The following is a 21,410-nucleotide window of genomic DNA, read 5'->3' as shown; positions in this document are numbered from 1 at the left end:
CCTTATGGTAGTAACATTTGTACGGATTGATGACCGCATGATTCACGGTCAAACAGTCACACGCTGGGCAAAAGAAAAACCATGTGATGGTTTGATTGCTGTAAACGATGCAGCAGCATCAAACAAGGTTTTGATCCAAGCTTACAAAGGCGCATCAGACAAGAAAACCTTTGTATGGACAAAAGAAGCCTTTAAAGAAAAGTCAGCAAAAGTAACGGAATCTGACAGTCGGTACTTCTTGATTACCAAAAACCCAATCGATATGAAGGAAATTTTGGTGGATCAAGGTTTTGTCCCAGGAGATGTTAAAGAAATCATCGTTGGCCCTGCAAATGATAGACCTGGTGCAGTGAAATTGGGCAATAACCAATCCATCACCCAAGAAGAAGCAGAAGCCTTTCAGGCAATTCAGGCAGCAGGTTACAAGGTTAAATTCCAATTGTTGCCGGATGTCTCAATTGGTTATTGGGACGATTTCAAATCTAAATTTGGTTTTTAAACCTAACAGTTTTATTAGTTAGGTAAATAAATTTACAAACAAAAGGAGCGTTTGTTATGACAATTTCATGGATTCAAGCAATCTTGCTTGCTGTTTTCGCCAGCTTGTCTTCAATGCCAGGTATGGGAGGTTCCAGTATCGGGAACTATACACTCGGTCGTCCCTTGATCGGTGGGTTGATTTCAGGTTTAATTCTTGGAGATGTGACAACTGGTATTATGGTCGGGGTTGCCCTTCAAGTCGTTTATATCGCCTTGGTAACACCTGGTGGAACTGTATCTGCCGATGTTCGTGCCATCTCTTATATCGGTGTTCCTCTTGCTATCTTGTTTGTGCATGCAAATCACATCACAGACGAAGCTGGAATTGCCGCAGCTGCAGCCCCAATCGGTGCAGCCGTTGGGACAATCGGTACTGTTCTTTTCTACGGTACAGCTACAATGAACTTGCTTTGGCAACACATTGGTTGGAAAGCCGTTGAAGAAGGAAACTTCAAAAAACTCTACGCAGTTGACTGGGTTTATCCTTGGATCTCTCACTTCCTCTTCTCTTTCCTTCCAACTATGATTATCACCAAATATGGTGAAAACATGGTTGATTTGATGAAACTTTACCTTCCTATGGATGGTTTCTGGATGAAAGCTCTCTTTACAGTCGGAGCTCTTCTCCCATGTGTCGGTATTGCTATCTTGTTGAAACAAATTGTTACAAAAGCAACTGACTTCATTCCATTCTTTGTTGGATTTACCTTGGCTAAATCTCTCGGCTTGAACTTGGTAGCTAGTGCGGTTGTTTCATTGATCTTTGCAGTAATCTACTATGAACTTGAAGTAATCAAATCTATGAAAGCTGCTCCAGCTGGGGTTGTTTACGTAGACGATGATGAGGAGGATATTTAAAATGGCTGATAGAAAGAAAATTTCAAAGAAAACATTAGCAAAAGCATTTCATCATTGGTATTATGGTCATTTGACTTGTTTCTCTCAAGAACACATGCAAACCTTTGGGTACTTGACTTCTATGCTTCCAATCGTAGAAGAAATGTATGATACAAAAGAAGAACAAAAAGATGCTATGCAAACCTATACTGCCTTCTTCAATACTGAACCACAACTTGGCTCTCTCGTTGTAGGGATTACGGCTGGTTTGGAAGAAGCGCGTGCAAACGGAGATGCAGTGGATGGTGAAACTATCAATGGTATGCGTGCCGGTTTGATGGGGCCAATCGCTGGTATCGGTGACTCTTTGGTCGTTGGGACCTTGATTCCAGTTCTTTTGGGGATTGCCCTGGGTCTCTCTAAAGGTGGTAACATCGCTGGTGCTATCTTCTACATCATCGTATGGAACCTCTTAGTATACTTTGGTATGCGCTTTGCCTTCTTTAAAGGGTATCAATTAGGGGATAAAGCCGTTGAATTCCTAGTAGGACCAAAAGGACAAGCTCTTCGTAAAGCAATTAGTGTTGTCGGTGGTATGGTTATCGGTGCCGTAGCAGCGACTTGGGTCTCTGTTACAACAGCTCTTCAATTCGAGAATTCTGAAGGAAAAGTCTTCTTAAATATCCAAGAAAAGATTGATGGTGTTTATCCAGGTCTCTTGACAGCAGCTTTCATCACTATTTGCTGGTGGTTAATGTCTAAGAAAAAAGTTTCACCAAACAAAGTAATGTTGCTTCTAGTTGTTGTCGCTTTGGTTGGTGTTGCTCTAGGTATCTTTGACCCACATCTTAATTACTAAGCTCAAGAAAAGCACATATTTACTAGTAGAAAATTTTGAGAATGAAGTAGACTAACCTCCTTCTCTTACCCTTCATTCTCAATTTTTGTCAGGAGGATCCTCATGGTTACAAAACAAGAACTTGTTAATGGATATGAAACAGAAATTAAGTATCAACGTCATATGATTGAAAATCTTGGCCGTTGGTTTAGCTTACTCTTTATCATTGCCAGTATAGGTATGGTCTTAATTTTTCTCTTTCATAAAAGCTTCCTCCCAATCTTAATTTTCGGAATTATACTTGCCTTGGTTGGAATATTGGGAATGGTGGTTTTTGGATATGGTATCTATCGAGGACGGATCAATCTCCAAAAAGTCGTCGATGATTTTAATCGAAAATTAATAATTCTAAAGTGATCTTTAAGGAACATCTCATTCATTTTGAGGTGTTTTTTTCTTGACTATTTCTGACTAAGTGATAAAATAGAACTATGGTTTAGCACTCGTTCGTAAAGAGTGCTAACAATATGATTATGTTATGGAGGAAAACAGATGTTGAAACCATTAGGGGATCGTGTGGTCTTGAAAATTGAAGAGAAAGAACAAACAGTCGGAGGCTTTGTCCTCGCAAAATCAGCCCAAGAAGAAACGAAAACAGCTACAGTAGTGGCTACTGGACAAGGTGTTCGCACCTTGAACGGTGATTTGGTTGCCCCAAGTGTAAAAGTTGGAGATCAGGTTTTGGTTGAAGCTCATGCAGGTATCGAGGTCAAAGATGGTGACGAAAAATATGTCATCGTTGGTGAAGCTAACATCTTAGCAATCGTGGAAGAATAAGAGGAGGAAGTAAGTATGGCAAAAGACATTAAATTTTCATCAGATGCTCGTTCAGCTATGGTACGTGGTGTTGATATCCTAGCTGATACAGTTAAAGTAACCTTGGGGCCTAAAGGCCGTAATGTTGTTCTTGAAAAATCATTCGGCTCACCATTGATTACCAATGATGGTGTAACAATCGCTAAAGAAATCGAACTAGAAGACCATTTTGAAAATATGGGTGCTAAATTGGTGTCAGAAGTGGCTTCTAAAACCAATGATATTGCTGGTGACGGGACAACTACTGCAACAGTTTTGACCCAAGCTATTGTTCGTGAAGGAATCAAAAACGTTACGGCTGGCGCAAACCCAATCGGTATTCGTCGTGGGATTGAAGCAGCGGTTGCTGCAGCAGTAGAAGCCTTGAAGAACAATGCAATTCCAGTTGCTAATAAAGAAGCAATCGCCCAAGTCGCTGCCGTATCCTCTCGCTCTGAAAAAGTTGGTGAGTACATCTCTGAAGCTATGGAAAAAGTTGGCAAAGATGGAGTCATCACCATTGAAGAATCACGTGGTATGGAAACAGAGCTTGAAGTCGTAGAAGGAATGCAATTTGACCGTGGGTATCTATCACAGTACATGGTCACTGACAATGAAAAAATGGTTGCAGACCTTGAAAATCCATACATCTTAATCACTGACAAGAAAATCTCAAATATCCAAGAAATCTTGCCACTTCTAGAAAGCATTCTTCAAAGCAGTCGTCCACTCTTGATTATTGCTGATGACGTTGACGGTGAAGCTCTTCCAACTCTTGTTTTGAACAAGATTCGTGGGACTTTCAACGTCGTTGCTGTTAAGGCGCCTGGATTTGGTGACCGTCGTAAAGCTATGCTTGAAGATATCGCAATCTTGACAGGTGGTACCGTTATTACTGAAGACCTTGGGCTTGAGTTGAAAGATGCTACCATCGAAGCTTTAGGTCAAGCAGCTAAAGTGTCTGTAGATAAAGATAGCACAGTCATTGTTGAAGGTGCAGGAAATCCTGAAGCAATTGCTAACCGTGTCGCTGTCATCAAGTCTCAAATTGAAACAACAACTTCAGAATTTGACCGTGAAAAACTCCAAGAACGCTTGGCTAAATTGTCAGGTGGAGTTGCTGTTATCAAGGTCGGTGCTGCAACAGAGACAGAATTGAAAGAAATGAAACTCCGCATCGAAGACGCCCTCAATGCGACTCGCGCAGCTGTTGAAGAAGGAATCGTTGCAGGTGGTGGTACTGCCCTTGTTAATGTTATCTCTGCTGTTGCTGCCTTGGAGTTAGAAGGTGATGAAGCAACAGGACGTAACATTGTTCTTCGTGCCTTGGAAGAACCTGTACGTCAAATCGCCTACAATGCAGGTTATGAAGGTTCAATCGTAATTGATCGTTTGAAGAATGCAGAAGCTGGTACAGGCTTCAACGCTGCAACAGGTGAATGGGTCAACATGATTGAAGCAGGGATTATCGATCCTGTTAAGGTTAGCCGTTCGGCCCTTCAGAACGCAGCTTCAGTAGCAAGCTTGATTCTAACAACAGAAGCAGTCGTAGCTAACAAACCAGAACCCGCTGCACCAGCGCCAGCTATGGATCCATCAATGATGGGTGGCTACTAAGAAATAAATAAAAACAGGTAGAATGAAAGATTTCTACCTGTTTCTTTTGAATTACTCAAAAAGAGGAAGCTCAGCCTCCTCTTTTTACATCTATTTAATTATGGTTTGATAACTTCAGCTCCACCCATGTATGGACGAAGAACTTCTGGAATGGTCACAGAACCATCTTCGTTTTGATAGTTTTCAAGGATAGCAGCGACTGTACGTCCAACAGCAAGTCCAGAACCATTCAAAGTATGAAGAAGTTTAACCTTACCATCGGCTTCATCACGGTAACGGATTTGGGCACGACGAGCTTGGAAATCTTCTGTATTTGAACAGCTTGAGATTTCACGGTAGGTATTTTGTGCAGGGATCCATACTTCCAAGTCATAAGTCTTAGCAGCTGAGAAGCCCATGTCTCCTGTAGAAAGAGCAACTACGCGATATGGAAGGTTGAGTTTTTGAAGGATGTTTTCAGCGTTGGCTGTCATCTTTTCTAGTTCTTCGTATGACTCTTCAGGTTTGGCAAATTTCACCATTTCAACCTTGTGGAATTGGTGCAAACGAATCAAACCACGAGTATCACGACCAGCTGAACCAGCTTCAGAACGGAATGATGGGCTCATAGCAGTAAAGTAGATTGGCAAGTCTTTTCCATCAAGAATTTCATCACGGTAGTAGTTGGTCAGAGGAACTTCAGCTGTAGGAATGAGGACGTAGTTCGTATCTTTCAATTCAAATGTATCTTCTTTGAATTTTGGATATTGACCAGTACCGAACATAGAATCATGGTTAACCATGTAAGGTGTGATGACTTCAGTGTAACCTTCTTTTCCATGCTCATCCAACATAAAGTTGTAGATAGCACGTTCCAAACGAGCCCCAAGTCCTTTATAGAAGAGGAAGCGCGCTCCAGTTACTTTTCCACCACGTTCCCAGTCAAGAATACCAAGATCTTCACCTAGATCCCAGTGAGCTTTTGGTTCAAAGTCGAACTCGCGAGGAGTTCCCCAACGGCGAACTTCTACGTTATCATCTTCGTCTGCACCGATAGGCACGCTATCAGCTGGGATATTTGGAAGTGTAGTAGTAAATTCAGTCAATTTCGCATCGATTTCTGCCAATTCAGCATCAAGAGCTTTTACCTCGGCAGAGAGGGTTTGCATAGCAGCAATCTTATCATCTGCATTTTCCTTGTTACGTTTAGCTTGAGCAATTTCAGCAGAAACCGTGTTACGCTCAGCCTTAAGGGTTTCAACCTTCACCAAGATGTCACGACGTTTAGCATCGATTTCTTTCATCTCGTTCAAGATAGCAGCATCTACACCACGTGTAGCTAGTTTTTCAGCGACAGCATCAAAGTCTGTACGAATACGTTTGATATCTAACATATAAACTCCTTTATGAAAAAAGCACACCTGACAAAGCGTTGGAGTGGCAGGGCCACGGTTCCATCCAACTTCACAGGTGTGCACTTGATTCTGTATTTGATTTAAAACAACGGTAGAATTTCAATTAAATCTTCTATCTGCTCGCAGCATCCGCAGACTTTCTGAAAGAAGGAAGTAACCTACTTATCCGTTGCTATGATTATACTAAACTTTTTATTTTTTTGCAAATAGATTTTTAATTTTTCGACCAATGATTTGGACTAAGGTAGGAAGTTTGACTACCTTGTCATTTCCCAATTTTTCACGAGCAATCTTAAGGATTTTTCCAGAGTCTTTTGAGGCGAAGAGAAATTTTCCTTGATCTGTAAAGACTTCAAAATGCCGACTAACCTTGCGACCTGAAACATTGGCTCCAATTTGATTAACGCTGGACCATGGAATTTGAATATAGTCCTCGACATTACGGTCTGCGTAAAATTCTAAGGCATGATCTCCGACCAGAAATTTTCCAACCTTTCCTGTAATGGAGAGATAGGAAGTTCCAGTTGTTTGCAAGTCGACGACCTTGTTGAGGGATTGTGCCATATTTAGTCTTCCTTATTTTCACCGAAAAATGCTTGGTAGAGAGCTTTAAGAGCGGCTTTTTCTTGGTCTTTATGGACAACAAACATGATAGAAACTTCACTAGAACCTTGTGACATCATTTGGATGTTGATGTTGTTCTCAGATAAGGCACGAGTGGCTGTAGCAGTTACCCCGATATGACGCTTCATTTTTTCTCCAACAATCATAATGATAGAGAGACCATGTTCGATTTCAGCGTGGTCTACCTCTGCTTTTTGAACTAACTGACGAAGGATTTCCTCTTCCTTAATCGGAGTCAATTCTCGTGAACGTAAAATGATAGACAGGTCATCGATACCAGTTGGCATGTGTTCCCAACCAATATTAAGGTCCTCAAGAATCTGAAGAACTTTACGACCAAAACCGATTTCGCGGTTCATCAAATACTTAGACATATTAATGCTGACAAAGCCAGAATCTCCAGCAATACCAACAACTGGGAATTTGTCGCTGCTATGTTGTAGCACAATGCGAGTTCCTGGATGGTCAGGGTTATTGGTGTTCTTGATAACCAAAGGAATTTTCCCACGGTAGGCTGGTAGAAGTGCTTCATCGTGTAGTACAGAGAATCCAGCATAGGCCAATTCACGCATTTCACGGTAGGTCAATTCAGGGATAGAGTGTGGCTTATGGATAATACCAGGGTGAGCTGCAAAGATTCCGTCTACATCAGTAAAGTTTTCATAGAGGTCAGCCTTGACACCAGCAGCGATGATGGAACCAGTAATATCTGATCCCCCACGTGAGAAGGTACAAATTTGATCTTCTTTCGTAACACCGAAGAAACCAGGGATAACAAGAACTTCAGTTGAATTTGTCAATTCCTCGATTTTATCGTAACTTGATGGGATGATACGTGCATTTCCAGGTTCGCTTGTCACAACGATACCAGCTTCTCTAGGATGAACATAACGCGCTTCCAAGCCATTTTGGTTAAAGTAGGCTGCAATCAATTTGGCATTGTTATTTTCTCCAGCTGCTAGAAAGGTATCATAGAGAAACTTATTATCTTCAATTGGAAGAGTAGCCAGAGAGCGAATGCTTTTTGAAATTTTATCTAAAACGGCTGGTTTAAGACCTAATTCGCTAACCATAGCAGCATAGCGATCAATAATCCAATTTTGGCTTTTGCTAATGTCGTTTCCAGCTACATAGTCGCGGTAGTATTTAATCAAGGCATCTGTAACCTTAGTATCTTCAGAATTGCGTTTACCAGGGGCAGATACAACCACAAAACGACGTTCTGGGTCACTTTTGACAATATTTAAAACTTTTTCTAATTGACTAGCAGAGGCAAGCGAGCTTCCACCAAATTTAACAACCTTCATAAGAACTCCTAAAGTAAGTATTTTATACGATTATAGCAGAAAGAGGGGCTTTTTTCAATCTGGAAAATGTCCTATATAATTGTTTGAATGTCTCATCAGGAAAGCTTATAATAAAGGTGTAGGGGGAAAACTCTTCACATATAAAGGAGTTGAGCAAGATGATTAAAAGAGTGTTTTGTTTAATACTATTCTTTACCTTCGTGATGATTCCTACAAGTATCGGAGCAACTTCTCATCCTCTTCCCAGTGGTCGTTTGACTGGAGAAGAATTAGCGATGGAGTATGCTCAGGAAGGTCAGATTTCAGTTGAGAGGGCTAAAATTATCTTATCTATCGATTTTTCAGATAGTCAGTCAAGGACTTATCGAATTCTCTCTAAAAAGATTATCGTCAATCCTAACTATGAAGCTAGAGTCAAGTTTTACTGTCGAACAGATGAAAGTGGACAATTTAGAGGAATCACGAAACTCTTAGCTGCAAGTCTGGTCAACAAGGACGGGGATAAGGAAGCTCCTTTTACAGGCAATCTTTTTGCCTACCTTGAAGATCCAAATCGTCTTTTTTACATGATTTCAGGAGAATTCTATCATAAAGGATCCAACCAAGAACAGCTCTATCAGAGAGAAGGAGGGCGGATGCTTGAAGTGATTTATGATTTCGTGGATGATACAAGTACTGGTTTTCCTGTATTTTTAGAGACCAAACTAAGGTTTTAAAATCGGCCGAGACACTTTCGGTCGATTTTTCTCTTGTCTAACAAACAAGAAAAAGATATACTTTGAAAGTAAAATAATTTAAATATCATTGTAATTTAAAAGGAGTGGCTATGAATCATATTCTCTATCAAGTTCAAGACGATTTAGCAATGATAACTCTGAATCGTCCTGAGGTGGCAAATGGTTTTCATATTCCTATGTGTCAAGAAATTCTAGAAGCATTGGAATTGGCTGAGAAAGATGCTTCGGTTTCATTTGTTGTCATTAATGCTATAGGAAAGGTGTTTTCAGTCGGTGGTGACTTAGTTGAGATGAAGCGTGCTGTTGATGAAGATGATATTGACTCCCTCGCTCGAATTGCTGAATTGGTTAATACGATTTCTTATAAGATTAAACAGATTCCTAAACCAGTTATCATGGAGGTAGATGGAGCTGTTGCTGGGGCAGCAGCTAATATGGCTTTAGCAGTTGATTTCTGTATTGCATCGGACAAAGCCAAATTTATTCAAGCCTTTGTAGGCGTGGGCTTGGCTCCTGATGCGGGTGGTTTATTCTTGCTTACACGATCACTTGGTGCGACTCGGGCAACGCAATTAGCTATGACTGGTGAAGCTTTCACAGCAGAAAAAGCACTGGAATCTGGAGCTGTCTATCGTATTTGTGCTAGTGAACAATTAGAAAAGACAAGAGAACAACTATTGAAGAAGTTGAGACGTGGTTCTTCTAACTCCTATGCTGCTATTAAGAAGTTAGTCTGGGAGAGCGAGTTTAAGCAGTGGCACGAGTACGCACAGCTAGAACTGGAATTGCAAAAATCTCTATCTTATACGGAAGATTTTAAAGAAGGTGTTCGTGCACATTCTGAAAGACGACGTCCAAAATTTATCGGAAAATAAAAAAATACTTGCACAATTCTTTGAAGTTTGATATACTTTTTTTGTCAAATGTTTTGATAGTTAAACTTTTTTGATAAGGGAGGGAAGAGAATTGGACTACCAACGGATCAATGACTATTTAACATCTATTTTTAATAACGTCCTGGTGATTGAGGAAGTGAGTTTGCGAGGTAGTCGTTTCAAGGACATCTCTATCAAGGAAATGCACACAATTGATGTGATTGGTAAGTTTCCAGATGTGACACCAAGTCAAGTGTCCAAAGAGTTGATGGTAACTCTAGGAACAGTGACAACTAGTTTGAACAACTTGGAACGAAAAGGTTACATCGAACGCTTACGTTCAGATCAGGATCGTCGTGTAGTACATCTGCATTTGACCAAGAAAGGTCGACTCGTACATCGTCTCCATAAACGTTTCCATAAGGCCATGGTCGAAAGAATTATCGAAGGCATGAGCCCAGAGGAAATGGACGTCATGAGTAAAGGTTTGACCAATCTTTATCAATTTTTGGAGGATTTGAAATAATGGCTTTTGCAAAAATAAGCCAGGTTGCTCATTATGTACCCGAGCAGATTGTCACAAATGAGGATTTGGCTCAGGTCATGGATACGAGTGATGAATGGATTTCAAGTCGAACTGGGATTAAGGAACGTCGCATTTCTAAGACAGAATCAACAGGAGATTTGGCAACGGCAGTTGCAAAACAACTTCTAGAGAAGTCAGGGATTTCTGCTGAAGAGTTAGATTTTATCATTCTAGCTACGATGACACCTGACTCAATGATGCCTTCAACAGCCGCTCGTGTTCAGGCTAAAATCGGCGCTCACAAGGCTTTTGCATATGACTTAACAGCTGCCTGTAGTGGCTTTATCTTTGCCCTATCAACTGCAGAGAAGTTCATTTCTTCAGGAACATATCGCACAGGTCTGGTTATCGGCAGTGAGACCATGTCAAAATCTTTGGACTGGTCTGATCGCTCAACAGCTGTCTTGTTTGGAGATGGAGCTGGGGGCATCTTGTTAGAAGCAAGCGAAGAGCCACATTTCCTAGCGGAGAGTCTCAATAGCGATGGTTCGCGAAGTGAGTGTTTGACATATGGACAGACTGGTTTAACTTCACCATTTTCAAATCAAGAAAAGCCCGATGCTTTCTTGAGAATGGATGGTCGAGCAGTTTTTGATTTTGCGATTCGAGATGTTGCTAAATCTATTAAACAGACCATCGAAAAAAGTCCAATATTAGCAGATGAACTCGATTATCTCTTGCTTCATCAAGCTAATATCCGCATTCTAGATAAGATGGCTAGAAAGATCGGTGTAGATCGAGACAAGCTTCCTGCCAATATGACCAAGTATGGAAATACCAGTGCGGCAAGTATTCCGATCCTACTTTCAGAGTGTGTAGAGGAAGGGCTCATTCGTTTGAATGGTAGCCAAAATATTCTCTTGTCAGGCTTCGGTGGAGGTTTGACATGGGGCACGCTTATTGTTACAATTTAGGTAATCATGTGGTGAACACATTGTTATAAAAACTATTTATTTTAAAGGAGTCTATCATGGCAGTATTTGAAAAAGTACAAGAAATTATCGTTGAAGAACTTGGAAAAGATGCATCAGAAGTAACACTTGAATCTACTTTTGATGATTTGGATGCAGATTCATTGGACTTGTTCCAAGTGATCTCAGAAATTGAAGATGCTTTTGATATCCAAATCGAAGCTGAAGACAACTTGAAAACAGTTGGTGACTTGGTTGCTTACGTTGAAGAGCAAACAAAATAATTAAAATAAAAGAAGAAGGAGTAGGGGGAACCCGCTCCCTCTTGTTTAGGTAATAGTTTGACTGTCAAATTATAATGTAGTCGAACTATTACGTAAGCAAGACGTATGGAGGCACTATGAAAACACGTATTACAGAATTATTGAATATTAAATATCCTATCTTCCAAGGTGGAATGGCCTGGGTTGCAGATGGTGACCTTGCTGGAGCTGTTTCAAAAGCAGGTGGTCTCGGTATCATTGGTGGAGGAAATGCTCCTAAAGAAGTGGTTAAGGCTAATATTGATAAGATTAAATTATTAACAGACAAACCTTTTGGTGTCAACATTATGCTTCTGTCTCCATTTGTTGATGATATTGTGGACCTTGTGATTGAAGAAGGAGTTAAGGTAGTCACAACTGGTGCAGGGAATCCAAGTAAATATATGGAACGATTCCATGAAGCAGGAATCACCGTTATTCCTGTAGTACCTAGCGTGGCTTTGGCTAAACGTATGGAAAAAATTGGAGCGGATGCAGTTATTGCTGAAGGTATGGAAGCTGGTGGACACATCGGAAAATTAACGACCATGACCTTGGTTCGTCAAGTTGCAGCTGCTGTTTCAATTCCTGTTATCGCTGCTGGTGGTATTGCAGACGGTGAGGGAGCTGCAGCTGGATTTATGCTTGGTGCAGAGGCTGTGCAAGTAGGAACTCGTTTTGTAGTTGCTAAAGAATCAAATGCTCATCCAAACTATAAAGCTAAAATTTTAAAAGCTCGTGATATCGACACAACGATCTCAGCACAACATTTTGGACACGCAGTTCGTGCCATTAAAAACAAATTGACTCGTGATTTCGAGCAAGCTGAAAAAGACGCCTTCAAACAAGAAAATCCAGATTTAGAAATCTTTGAACAAATGGGAGCAGGAGCCCTAGCTAAGGCTGTTGTCCATGGTGATGTGGATGGCGGTTCAGTGATGGCTGGTCAGATTGCAGGTCTAGTTTCGAAAGAAGAAACAGTTGAAGAAATCTTAAAAGATATTTACTACGGTGCAGCTGAAAAGATTCAAGCAGAAGCTGCTCGTTGGGCAGGAGTTACAAGAAATGACTAAAACAGCCTTTTTATTTGCAGGTCAAGGTGCCCAGTACCTAGGGATGGGGCGAGAGTTATATGACCAATATGCTATCGTCAAGGAAACAATCGACAAAGCGAGTCAAGTCTTAGGTTATGACCTTCGGGATTTGATTGACAACGATGAAACGAAACTAAATCAGACTCGTTACACGCAACCAGCTATTTTAGCTACGTCCGTTGCTATTTACCGACTACTAAAGGAGAAAGGTTATCAGCCTGATATGGTGGCAGGTTTGTCTCTTGGAGAATATTCTGCCCTGGTAGCTAGTGGTGCACTGGATTTTGAAGATGCAGTGGCTCTAGTTGCTAAACGTGGGTCTTATATGGAAGAAGCAGCACCAGCAGGATCAGGGAAAATGGTAGCTGTGCTTAATACACCGGTTGAAGTAATTGAAAAAGCTTGTCAAGAAGCCTCTAAACTTGGTGTTGTAACTCCAGCTAACTACAATACGCCGAGTCAAATTGTTATTGGTGGTGAGGTAGTGGCGGTAGATCGTGCAGTTGAACTTTTGCAAGAGTCAGGAGCAAAACGCTTGATTCCTCTAAATGTTTCTGGTCCTTTTCATACAGCTTTATTGGAACCTGCTAGTCAAAAATTAGCTCAAACCCTAGAAGATGTTGAGTTTAGTGATTTTGTTTGTCCACTTGTTGGCAATACAGAAGCAAAGATCGTGGAAAAAGAACGAATTGCTGAACTCCTGACTCGTCAAGTTAAGGAACCCGTTCGCTTTTATGAAAGTATTGCAGTCATGCAAGAAGCGGGTGTCACTCGTTTTATCGAGATTGGACCTGGTAAAGTTTTGTCAGGATTCGTCAAAAAGATTGATAAAACAGCTCAACTTGCTAATGTGGAAGATCAAGCAAGTTTACAAGCACTCTTAGAAAATTAGACCAAACTGGTAGAAGTTCTGAAAGGAGAAAAATGAAACTAGAACAGAAAAATGTCTTTATTACAGGCTCAAGTCGAGGAATTGGTCTTGCCATTGCTCATAAATTTGCCAGCTTGGGAGCCAATGTTGTCTTGAATAGTCGTGGTGAAATCTCCGAGGAGCTTCTAGCCGAATTTAAACCATACGGAGTGAAGGTCCTTGCTATTTCTGGTGACGTTTCTGATTTTGCGGACGCAAAGCGTATGGTGGACCAAGCCATTGAAGAGTTGGGTTCAGTTGATGTCCTCGTTAATAATGCTGGGATTACTCAAGACACTCTCATGCTTAAGATGACAGAAGAAGATTTTGAGAAGGTTTTAAAAATCAATTTGACAGGTGCCTTCAATATGACACAATCAGTCTTGAAACCGATGATAAAAGCTCGCGAAGGTGCTATCATCAATATGTCTAGTGTCGTTGGTTTGATGGGAAATATCGGTCAAGCAAACTACGCTGCTTCCAAGGCCGGTTTGATTGGATTTACCAAATCGGTAGCACGTGAGGTTGCCAATCGCAATGTGCGTGTCAATGCCATTGCTCCAGGAATGATTGAATCAGATATGACTGCAGTTCTATCTGATAAGGTGAAAGAAGCCATGTTGGCACAAATTCCGATGAAACAATTTGGCCAAGCTGAGCAAGTCGCAGAGGTGACAGCCTTTCTTGCAAGCCAAGATTATCTAACGGGACAAGTCCTTGCAATTGATGGTGGACTAACCATGCAATAAGAGTTAAAATAGAGGTATAAAAATGAAACTAAATCGAGTAGTAGTAACAGGTTATGGATTAACATCTCCAATTGGGAACACACCAGAGGAATTTTGGAACAGTCTAAAAAATGGAAAGATTGGAATCGGTGAAATCACTAAGTTTGATCATAGTGCTTTTGATGTTCATAATGTGGCAGAAATCCAGGATTTTCCTTTTGACAAATATTTTGTAAAAAAAGATACCAACCGTTTTGATGACTATTCTTTGTATGCCTTGTATGCAGCTCAAGAAGCAGTGAACAATGCAAATCTTGATCTTGAAGCACTTGATAAAGACCGCTTTGGTGTCATTGTGGCATCAGGTATCGGTGGTATCAAAGAAATCGAAGACCAAGTGCTTCGACTACATGATAAGGGACCAAAACGTGTAAAACCATTGACACTTCCAAAAGCCTTGCCAAATATGGCTGCAGGGAATGTTGCTATGCGCTTTGGGGCAAATGGGATTTGTAAATCTATCAATACAGCCTGTGCTTCATCAAATGATGCTATCGGGGATGCCTTCCGTTCTATCAAATTTGGTTTCCAAGACATCATGCTAGTTGGTGGTTCAGAATCTTCTATTACTCCATTTGCCATTGCTGGTTTCCAAGCCTTAACAGCTCTTTCAACAACAGAAGACCCAACTCGTACTTCTATTCCATTTGATAAGGATCGTAATGGATTTGTCATGGGTGAAGGATCAGGTATGTTGGTTCTTGAAAGTTTAGAGCATGCTGAAAAACGCGGTGCAATTATCCTAGCTGAAGTTGTCGGATACGGGAACACTTGTGACGCCTACCATATGACTTCACCACATCCAGAAGGCCAAGGTGCTATTAAAGCTATCAAACTTGCCTTGGACGAAGCTGAGATTACACCAGACCAAGTAGCCTATGTCAATGCTCATGGCACATCAACTCCTGCTAATGAAAAAGGGGAGAGTGGTGCTATCGTAGCAGTTCTTGGTAAGGAAGTACCTGTATCTTCAACCAAGTCATTTACTGGACACTTGCTCGGTGCAGCAGGTGCAGTTGAAGCCATTGCAACAATTGAAGCAATCCGTAACAACTATGTACCAATGACAGCCGGAACAACAGAATTATCAGACTACATTGAAGCAAATGTTATTTATGGACAAGGCGTGGAACGTGAAATTCCTTATGCTATCTCAAACACTTTTGGATTTGGTGGGCATAATGCAGTTCTTGCTTTCAAACGTTGGGAGAATAAGTAAAGATGAATTTAAATGAAATCAAAGACTTGATGGCACAATTTGACCAGTCAAGCTTGAGAGAATTTTCTTATAAAAATGGAACGGATGAGTTACTCTTCAGCAAGAATGAAGCAAAACTTGTTGCAGAAACAAGTCCAGCACCTCAACCAGTTGTTTCAGCACCTGCACCTACAGTAGCACCTCAAGCTCTAACTTCAACACCAGCTGTAGAAGTAGTTTCAGAAACAAGCGCTACTGAATCTGTAGCTGAAGGAGATCTAGTAGAGAGCCCACTTGTCGGAGTTGCTTACTTGGCTGCGGGACCAGACAAACCTAATTTTGTTTCAGTCGGAGATACTGTTAAAAAAGGTCAAACCTTGGTCATCATCGAAGCCATGAAGGTCATGAACGAAATTCCAGCACCTAAAGACGGTGTCGTAACAGAAGTTCTTGTTGCTAATGAAGAAATGATTGAGTTCGGGAAAGGCTTGGTACGTATCAAATGATTGATATTCAAGGAATTAAAGAAGCTTTGCCTCACCGCTATCCCATGCTCTTAGTGGATCGTGTTTTGGAAGTTAGTGAAGATACAATTGTTGCTATTAAAAATGTAACGATTAACGAACCTTTCTTCAACGGTCATTTTCCTCAATACCCAGTTATGCCAGGAGTCCTCATTATGGAAGCTTTGGCACAAACAGCAGGTGTTTTGGAATTATCAAAACCTGAAAACAAAGGGAAGCTTGTCTTCTATGCTGGTATGGACAAAGTCAAATTTAAGAAGCAAGTTGTTCCTGGTGATCAGCTTGTCATGACAGCAACGTTTGTCAAACGTCGTGGCACAATCGCCGTAGTAGAAGCGAAGGCAGAAGTGGATGGTAAGCTTGCAGCAAGCGGGACTCTGACCTTTGCTATTGGAAACTAGGGAGGTTTTCCATGTTTCGTAAGATTTTAATTGCCAATCGTGGTGAAATTGCTGTTCGTATTATTCGTGCGGCACGAGAATTAGGAATTGCCACAGTTGCTGTTTATTCAACTGCTGACAAGGAAGCTCTCCACACGCTTTTGGCTGATGAGGCTATCTGTATCGGCCCTGGAAAGGCTACAGAATCTTATCTGAACATCAATGCTATCCTTTCAGCTGCGGTCTTGACTGAAGCTGAAGCCATTCACCCTGGATTTGGTTTTTTAAGTGAAAATTCCAAATTTGCCACCATGTGTGAAGAAGTCGGTATCAAATTTATCGGACCATCAGCTCGTGTCATGGATATCATGGGGGATAAAATTAACGCCCGTGCTCAAATGATTAAGGCTAATGTGCCCGTCATTCCAGGATCAGATGGTGAAGTTCATACTGCAGAAGAGGCTCTGGCTGTTGCCGAAAAAATTGGTTATCCAGTTATGCTGAAAGCTTCAGCTGGAGGTGGTGGTAAAGGGATTCGTAAGGTTGAAAAGGCAGAAGACCTTGTATCAGCCTTTGAAACAGCCTCTAGTGAAGCTAAAGCAAACTTTGGTAACGGGGCTATGTACCTAGAGCGTGTGATTTATCCTGCTCGACATATTGAGGTACAGATTCTTGCTGACCAGATGGGACATGTGATTCACCTAGGTGAGCGTGACTGTTCGCTTCAGCGGAATAACCAAAAAGTTTTAGAAGAAAGTCCTTCGATTGCTATTGGGAAAACACTTCGTAATGAAATTGGTGCTGCAGCAGTCCGTGCAGCGGAGTCTGTTGGTTATGAAAATGCGGGTACCATCGAATTCCTACTAGATGAAGCAACTGGGAAATTCTACTTTATGGAGATGAATACGCGTGTCCAAGTGGAACACCCAGTAACCGAGTTTGTTTCTGGTGTGGATATTGTCAAGGAACAAATCCGTATCGCAGCAGGTCAACCATTGACTTTGAAGCAAGAAGATATTGTTCTAAAAGGACATGCTATTGAATGCCGTATCAACGCAGAAAACCCAGCCTTTAATTTTGCACCAAGTCCTGGTAAGATTACCAATCTTTATCTACCGAGTGGTGGTGTCGGCTTGCGTGTTGACTCTGCAGTTTATCCAGGTTATACCATTCCGCCATACTATGATAGTATGATTGCTAAAATTATTGTTCATGGCGAAAATCGTTTTGATGCTCTCATGAAAATGCAACGAGCTCTTTATGAACTCGAAATTGAAGGGGTTGTCACCAATGCTGATTTCCAACTCGATTTGATTTCAGATCGTCGAGTGATAGCAGGGGACTACGATACTTCATTCTTGATGGAAACTTTCTTACCACACTATCAAGAAAAAGAATAATGTAATACTCTTCGAAAATCTCTTCAAACCGCGTCAGCTTCGCTTTGGATTATATATGTGACTGACTTCGTCAGTCTTATCCACAACCTCAAAGCAGTGCTTTGAGCAACCTGCGGCTAGCTTTCTAGTTTGCCCTTTGATTTTCATTGAGTATAAAAATAGTATAAGACTGAAAAGGGGGATGTATGGCTCTATTTAGTAAAAAAGATAAATATATTCGAATCAATCCCAATCGTTCGACTGTAAATCAACCTCAGATCAAGCCAGAGGTTCCAGATGAGCTCTTCTCCCAATGTCCAGGTTGCAAATATACGATTTACCAAAAGGACTTGGGGAGTGAGCGTATATGCCCTCACTGTGGCTATACCTTCCGTATTTCAGCTCAAGAGCGTTTAGCTTTAACCATTGATATGGGTACGTTTTTGGAAATGTTTAAAGGGATTGAGACTCAGGATCCTTTGAATTTTCCAGGCTATCGTAAAAAATTGACTTTGATGCGTGAAAAGACAGGTCTTGATGAGGCTGTTGTAACAGGAACAGCTTTGATTAAGGGAGAGAAGGTTGCCCTTGGCATCATGGATTCTAACTTTATTATGGCGTCAATGGGGACAGTTGTTGGTGAGAAAATCACTCGCTTGTTCGAATATGCGACCGCTGAAAAATTACCTGTCGTATTGTTTACAGCTTCTGGCGGAGCACGCATGCAGGAAGGAATCATGAGCTTGATGCAGATGGCCAAAATCTCTGCAGCAGTCAAACGTCATTCCAATGCAGGTCTCTTTTATCTGACAATCCTTGTAGACCCGACGACTGGAGGAGTAACAGCTTCCTTCGCTATGGAAGGGGATATCATCTTGGCAGAACCCCAAAGTTTGGTAGGTTTTGCTGGACGCCGTGTGATTGAAAATACAGTAAGAGAAGACCTACCAGAAGACTTCCAGAAAGCAGAATTTTTACTGGAACATGGTTTTGTAGATGCAATTATTAAACGGCGAGAATTGCCAGATACGATTGCTCGATTAGTAAGACTACACAGGAGGGAGAGTTGATGAATATTGCGAAAATCGTTAGAGAAGCTCGTGAACAAACTCGCGTAACAGCCTTGGACTTCGCAACAGGAATTTTTGATGATTTTATTGAGTTGCATGGGGATCGCTCCTTCCGTGATGATGGTGCTATTATTGGTGGTATCGGTTGGTTGGGAGACCAAGCAGTGACTGTTGTTGGAATCCAAAAAGGTAAAAGTTTACAAGATAATCTTAACCGTAACTTTGGTCAACCTCATCCTGAAGGTTACCGAAAAGCCCTTCGTTTGATGAAGCAAGCAGAAAAGTTTGGTCGTCCTGTTGTAACCTTTATCAACACGGCTGGTGCCTATCCTGGTGTCGGAGCAGAGGAGCGTGGTCAAGGTGAAGCTATTGCTCGTAACCTCATGGAGATGAGCGATCTTAAGGTGCCCATTATCGCCATTATTATAGGAGAAGGTGGCTCTGGTGGAGCTCTAGCTCTAGCAGTGGCTGACCGTGTTTGGATGCTAGAAAACTCTATCTATGCAGTTCTTAGTCCTGAAGGCTTTGCTTCTATCTTGTGGAAAGATGGTACGCGTGCCATGGAAGCAGCTGAGTTGATGAAAATCACTTCACATGAACTTTTGGAGATGGAAGTCGTAGATAAGGTTATTTCAGAGAGAGGCCTCTCTGCCAAAGAGCTGCTAGCTCGTGTAAAAAATGAACTTCAAACAGAAATTGAACAATTAAAACAATTATCGTCGGAGAAACTTTTGGAAGAGCGTTATCAACGCTTTAGAAAATATTAAAAAGACAGCTAGAACTAAAAAAGGTTCTAGCTTTTTGCTTTCTCTCAAAAATTCATTTCAGGATTAAAAATTGACAGTTGAGGAAATGGAACTGAGAGTCATAAAAAAAGATGTATATTATATAATAAGGAATGATCATCTATAAGTGCTACAGAGAATAGACTAAGTTTTTATAGATTTTATGCTGTGTTTGGTTAGTATGTAACTGATAAACTGAATAAGGGGGTATTATTTTTTTCCTCCATCAAGGTAATTTTTTAGGAGTGAGTATGAAAAAACTAGGGCATTTGGGAGTCTTTATCTTACTGGTATTCTTATCGGTTTATCTACCAGAGTTAGGGATTATGTATCTAACTAAGTTTTTAGGATGGGGGATAGATGGCTATTCTATCTTTTCAACAGTTGAAGTAATAGCTCTTTTGCTATTATTTATCTACTGGCTCAAAAAGAAAGAGATGCTCTATATTTTTGAAAAAAAGGGTTCTAAGAAGTCAAGATTCTTTTACCTTGTAGTTGGTCTAGTGGCTACTTATTTTGATCGTCAATTGGTGGATGCTTTTCAGTTACAGTTTCATCACTTAATTGATAACAAGTATATCTTTCAAGACCTTCTTTCGATTCTATACTCCAATGGGCAACCAACTTTTCTATCAACTGTTCTCAGTTTTAGTTTAACAGTTGTCGTCGGACCTATATTGGAGGAACTGGTTGATAGAGGGTATTTTATGAATACCTTTTTCCCCCAGTCCAAGTACTATCTGGATGTTATCCTATCTGCTCTTATCTTTGGACTTAGTCATTTGATCCTAACTCACCGAGATCCTATCAGTTTGATCATTTATAGTTTAGGCGGTCTATTCTATGCCCTTGTCTACCGTTGGACAAAGAATCTAAAAATCACAATCCTGTGCCATAGTTTTTTCAACTTTCTCACTTATGCAAAACCTATCTGGATTTTTGTTTATAATTATGTCTATTACCACTTTTTTAGATAGTGGAAGGCAAAGAAAAAAGTGTTTGATAACTGTCAAACACTTTCTCTATATTATTTAATCTTCTTCTGTCACAAATTGACTAAGGAGTCCATTGATGAAACGGGCTGACTTTTGATCTGAAAAGCTCTTAGCAAGTTCAATAGCTTCGTTAACAGCTACGAGTTGAGGAGTATCAAATGAAGTGATTTCAAAAACTCCTAGGCGTAGTAAATTCTTTTCTACCAAAGTCAGACGATCGATGGTCCAACCAGTTTTCAAATGTTGTGTGATTTGTTTGTCCAGATCATCCTTTTTAGCTTGGACACCAGAAACGAGCTCTACAAGGAAGTTAGGAAGTTGTACGTCTGTATCTTCGCGATCATGTGTGTAGGCGAAGCGACAAGCAGTTTCTAGATCTGAACCAAATTCAAGACTCATCAAGGCTTGGAAAGCACACTTACGTAGTTCACGTCTAGATTCTAATAATGGACTAGTCATTGAGGAAGTCCTCGTCGAATAAGTCTTTCAATTCTGGTTTTGGTGTTTTATCTGGAACGATACCTGCAACGTGAATGTTGACAGCAGAGATTTCAACATCAGCCATGTTACGGACAGCATCCTTAACAGCTTTCTGGATAGCCATAGCAACCTTAGGAACTTTGACACCGTACTCTAGGTAGAGGTAGATATCAGCTGTGAGCTCATCGTTTGCTTCTTTTAGATATACGCCACGACCAAGAGAAAGTTTTGAAAGGGTGTCAGATACTGATTTGTTTGAAAAAGAGTGTACGCCTTCAACTTTCGCAGTTGCAATAGCAATGATTTTTTCAAGTACACGTGGGGCGATGACGATTTCGCCAAGTTGTTCTTCAATTCCCATAGAATGACCTCTTTCTAGTTTCT

General features: G+C 40.9%; 26 protein-coding genes. 21 read left to right on the top strand and 5 right to left on the bottom strand.

The window, feature by feature from the left end:
- The first annotated feature begins 4 nt into the window (after window positions 1-4).
- The 6 genes from HMPREF2728_RS08175 (at window position 5) to groL (ending at window position 4,687) form a co-directional block, all read left to right on the top strand.
- Entirely contained in the window at window positions 5-499 is a 495-nt protein-coding gene (locus HMPREF2728_RS08175; protein ID WP_000261775.1) for a PTS sugar transporter subunit IIB, read from the top strand.
- A gap of 56 nt (window positions 500-555) precedes the next feature.
- Complete coding sequence (locus tag HMPREF2728_RS08170) at window positions 556-1,398, top strand: PTS mannose/fructose/sorbose/N-acetylgalactosamine transporter subunit IIC (protein WP_006151610.1); 843 nt, start codon at window positions 556-558, stop codon at window positions 1,396-1,398.
- Window positions 1,382-2,236: a PTS system mannose/fructose/sorbose family transporter subunit IID gene (locus HMPREF2728_RS08165; RefSeq protein ID WP_049530112.1), complete on the top strand. Its 855-nt coding sequence runs from the start codon at window positions 1,382-1,384 to the stop codon at window positions 2,234-2,236. The genes HMPREF2728_RS08170 and HMPREF2728_RS08165 overlap by 17 nt, the downstream gene beginning before the upstream one ends.
- A gap of 102 nt (window positions 2,237-2,338) precedes the next feature.
- Complete coding sequence (locus HMPREF2728_RS08160; RefSeq protein ID WP_049530111.1) at window positions 2,339-2,632, top strand: hypothetical protein; 294 nt, start codon at window positions 2,339-2,341, stop codon at window positions 2,630-2,632.
- A gap of 135 nt (window positions 2,633-2,767) precedes the next feature.
- The gene (gene groES, locus HMPREF2728_RS08155) at window positions 2,768-3,052 is read left to right on the top strand and encodes a co-chaperone GroES (protein ID WP_049530110.1); all 285 of its coding nucleotides are present in this window, start codon (window positions 2,768-2,770) and stop codon (window positions 3,050-3,052) included.
- A gap of 15 nt (window positions 3,053-3,067) precedes the next feature.
- The gene (gene groL, locus HMPREF2728_RS08150) at window positions 3,068-4,687 is read left to right on the top strand and encodes a chaperonin GroEL (protein ID WP_049530109.1); all 1,620 of its coding nucleotides are present in this window, start codon (window positions 3,068-3,070) and stop codon (window positions 4,685-4,687) included.
- A 98-nt stretch (window positions 4,688-4,785) separates the two neighbouring features.
- On the opposite strand, the gene serS is transcribed toward groL, so the two are convergent.
- The 3 genes from serS to HMPREF2728_RS08135 form a co-directional block, all read right to left on the bottom strand.
- Window positions 4,786-6,060 (bottom strand): serine--tRNA ligase, encoded by a 1,275-nt coding sequence (gene serS / locus HMPREF2728_RS08145; RefSeq protein WP_000884217.1) that lies wholly within the window; start codon window positions 6,058-6,060, stop codon window positions 4,786-4,788.
- 213 nt (window positions 6,061-6,273) lie between these two features.
- Window positions 6,274-6,645, bottom strand: coding sequence for a DUF956 family protein (locus tag HMPREF2728_RS08140; protein ID WP_070460172.1), 372 nt, complete (start codon window positions 6,643-6,645; stop codon window positions 6,274-6,276).
- Between the two features lie 2 nt (window positions 6,646-6,647).
- On the bottom strand, window positions 6,648-8,012 hold the full coding sequence (locus tag HMPREF2728_RS08135) for an aspartate kinase (RefSeq protein ID WP_075227605.1): 1,365 nt from the start codon (window positions 8,010-8,012) through the stop codon (window positions 6,648-6,650).
- Between the two features lie 158 nt (window positions 8,013-8,170).
- On the opposite strand from HMPREF2728_RS08135, the gene HMPREF2728_RS08130 reads away from it, so the two are divergent.
- From HMPREF2728_RS08130 to HMPREF2728_RS08060, 15 genes are all read left to right on the top strand, one after another.
- A complete protein-coding gene (locus tag HMPREF2728_RS08130) occupies window positions 8,171-8,728 on the top strand; it encodes a hypothetical protein (protein WP_075227604.1) in 558 nt (185 codons plus the stop codon).
- A gap of 110 nt (window positions 8,729-8,838) precedes the next feature.
- The gene (locus tag HMPREF2728_RS08125; protein ID WP_075227603.1) at window positions 8,839-9,624 is read left to right on the top strand and encodes an enoyl-CoA hydratase; all 786 of its coding nucleotides are present in this window, start codon (window positions 8,839-8,841) and stop codon (window positions 9,622-9,624) included.
- A 91-nt stretch (window positions 9,625-9,715) separates the two neighbouring features.
- The gene (locus HMPREF2728_RS08120; RefSeq protein ID WP_000386343.1) at window positions 9,716-10,150 is read left to right on the top strand and encodes a fatty acid biosynthesis transcriptional regulator FabT; all 435 of its coding nucleotides are present in this window, start codon (window positions 9,716-9,718) and stop codon (window positions 10,148-10,150) included.
- On the top strand, window positions 10,150-11,124 hold the full coding sequence (locus HMPREF2728_RS08115; protein ID WP_075227602.1) for a beta-ketoacyl-ACP synthase III: 975 nt from the start codon (window positions 10,150-10,152) through the stop codon (window positions 11,122-11,124). Before HMPREF2728_RS08120 ends, HMPREF2728_RS08115 begins: the two co-directional genes overlap by 1 nt.
- Before the next feature lie 56 nt (window positions 11,125-11,180).
- On the top strand, window positions 11,181-11,405 hold the full coding sequence (locus HMPREF2728_RS08110) for an acyl carrier protein (protein WP_000257840.1): 225 nt from the start codon (window positions 11,181-11,183) through the stop codon (window positions 11,403-11,405).
- 116 nt (window positions 11,406-11,521) lie between these two features.
- Entirely contained in the window at window positions 11,522-12,496 is a 975-nt protein-coding gene (fabK, locus tag HMPREF2728_RS08105; RefSeq protein ID WP_075227601.1) for an enoyl-[acyl-carrier-protein] reductase FabK, read from the top strand.
- Entirely contained in the window at window positions 12,489-13,409 is a 921-nt protein-coding gene (gene fabD / locus HMPREF2728_RS08100) for an ACP S-malonyltransferase (RefSeq protein WP_075227600.1), read from the top strand. Before fabK ends, fabD begins: the two co-directional genes overlap by 8 nt.
- Before the next feature lie 32 nt (window positions 13,410-13,441).
- Window positions 13,442-14,176, top strand: a complete 735-nt coding sequence (gene fabG, locus HMPREF2728_RS08095) for a 3-oxoacyl-[acyl-carrier-protein] reductase (protein ID WP_075227599.1) — start codon at window positions 13,442-13,444, stop codon at window positions 14,174-14,176.
- 22 nt (window positions 14,177-14,198) lie between these two features.
- Window positions 14,199-15,434 (top strand): beta-ketoacyl-ACP synthase II, encoded by a 1,236-nt coding sequence (gene fabF / locus HMPREF2728_RS08090; RefSeq protein ID WP_075227598.1) that lies wholly within the window; start codon window positions 14,199-14,201, stop codon window positions 15,432-15,434.
- Window positions 15,435-15,436: 2 nt separating this feature from the next.
- Complete coding sequence (gene accB, locus HMPREF2728_RS08085) at window positions 15,437-15,919, top strand: acetyl-CoA carboxylase biotin carboxyl carrier protein (RefSeq protein WP_075227597.1); 483 nt, start codon at window positions 15,437-15,439, stop codon at window positions 15,917-15,919.
- Window positions 15,916-16,338, top strand: a complete 423-nt coding sequence (fabZ, locus tag HMPREF2728_RS08080; protein ID WP_000565515.1) for a 3-hydroxyacyl-ACP dehydratase FabZ — start codon at window positions 15,916-15,918, stop codon at window positions 16,336-16,338. Before accB ends, fabZ begins: the two co-directional genes overlap by 4 nt.
- 11 nt (window positions 16,339-16,349) lie before the next feature.
- The gene (gene accC / locus HMPREF2728_RS08075; RefSeq protein WP_075227596.1) at window positions 16,350-17,717 is read left to right on the top strand and encodes an acetyl-CoA carboxylase biotin carboxylase subunit; all 1,368 of its coding nucleotides are present in this window, start codon (window positions 16,350-16,352) and stop codon (window positions 17,715-17,717) included.
- A 185-nt stretch (window positions 17,718-17,902) separates the two neighbouring features.
- Entirely contained in the window at window positions 17,903-18,766 is an 864-nt protein-coding gene (gene accD, locus HMPREF2728_RS08070; protein ID WP_075227595.1) for an acetyl-CoA carboxylase, carboxyltransferase subunit beta, read from the top strand.
- Window positions 18,766-19,533 (top strand): acetyl-CoA carboxylase carboxyl transferase subunit alpha, encoded by a 768-nt coding sequence (locus HMPREF2728_RS08065; RefSeq protein WP_075227594.1) that lies wholly within the window; start codon window positions 18,766-18,768, stop codon window positions 19,531-19,533. The genes accD and HMPREF2728_RS08065 overlap by 1 nt, the downstream gene beginning before the upstream one ends.
- Window positions 19,534-19,802: 269 nt before the next feature.
- Entirely contained in the window at window positions 19,803-20,528 is a 726-nt protein-coding gene (locus HMPREF2728_RS08060; protein ID WP_075227593.1) for a CPBP family intramembrane glutamic endopeptidase, read from the top strand.
- Between the two features lie 54 nt (window positions 20,529-20,582).
- Here HMPREF2728_RS08060 and nusB read toward each other — a convergent pair whose 3' ends face one another.
- Both nusB and HMPREF2728_RS08050 read right to left on the bottom strand, forming a co-directional pair.
- A complete protein-coding gene (gene nusB / locus HMPREF2728_RS08055; protein WP_049503062.1) occupies window positions 20,583-21,005 on the bottom strand; it encodes a transcription antitermination factor NusB in 423 nt (140 codons plus the stop codon).
- Window positions 20,998-21,387: an Asp23/Gls24 family envelope stress response protein gene (locus HMPREF2728_RS08050; protein ID WP_049503061.1), complete on the bottom strand. Its 390-nt coding sequence runs from the start codon at window positions 21,385-21,387 to the stop codon at window positions 20,998-21,000. The genes nusB and HMPREF2728_RS08050 overlap by 8 nt, the downstream gene beginning before the upstream one ends.
- Window positions 21,388-21,410 lie beyond the last annotated feature (23 nt).

It is taken from the genome of Streptococcus sp. HMSC061D10, from assembly GCF_001808865.1.
Lineage (GTDB): Bacteria > Bacillota > Bacilli > Lactobacillales > Streptococcaceae > Streptococcus.
This window is presented reverse-complemented; position numbering and strand designations above follow the sequence as displayed.